Annotated in this window: 2 pseudogenes; one reads left to right on the top strand and one right to left on the bottom strand. The window is 66.5% G+C overall.

The features are described 5' to 3' along the window. Positions 1-303, top strand: a pseudogene (locus JHD07_RS20485) (hypothetical protein); the annotation flags it as partial. 135 nt (positions 304-438) lie between these two features. Here JHD07_RS20485 and JHD07_RS20480 read toward each other — a convergent pair. Continuing rightward, positions 439-725, bottom strand: a pseudogene (locus tag JHD07_RS20480) (hypothetical protein); the annotation flags it as partial.

The following is a 725-nucleotide window of genomic DNA, read 5'->3' as shown; positions in this document are numbered from 1 at the left end:
GCCCAGGACCTCGGGGACCCATTCCACATGACACGCCTTCAGACGATCGCTTCACTCTTCGCTGTCGCCGTCACCGGCCTCGCACTGCAGATGACACCCGGCCTCGCCTTCTCGTCCGAAGCGCAGCAGATGTGCTCGGGCGATGCGATGCGGCTGTGCTCCAGCGAGATTCCGGATATCCCGCGGATCACCGCCTGCATGGTTCGCAACAAGTCGCAGGTCAGCCCAGGCTGCCGTACCGTGATGGACCGCGAGCACGCCGCCGCGACGGCATCGCGCAAGCGGGAAGCGGCGGCGCAGTAGCGCTACAGGTACATCCAGAAATGTCATTCCGGGGCGACGCGCAGCGTCGAACCCGGAATCCATTTTCCGGCATCACGTGCTGCGCGATGGATTCCGGGCTCGCGCTACGCGCGCCCCGGAATGACGGCGGCGGCCTCAATCGCCCCACTGGGCGAAGGCGTCGTTGAAGGCGCGCTCGCCGGGGGCACCCTTCTCGATGGCGATGATGGCGCGGCGCTGGTTGGCATAGACCAGCGGCACGTCGAACCAGGAGCGCTCCTTCAGGAGCTGCACGTTGCGGGCGCGGTCGGCGTCGACATTGGACAGGCCGACCAGGAAGAAGCCGTCGGTGACCTTGACCGCGAGACCGGCGAGCGGCGTACCGCGCGCCTGCTCGTTCGACTTCATCAATGATTTCGCGGGCAAGCTGCCGATGGACGTCA

The organism is Bradyrhizobium sp. (assembly GCF_016462955.1).
Lineage (GTDB): Bacteria > Pseudomonadota > Alphaproteobacteria > Rhizobiales > Xanthobacteraceae > Bradyrhizobium.
This window is presented reverse-complemented; position numbering and strand designations above follow the sequence as displayed.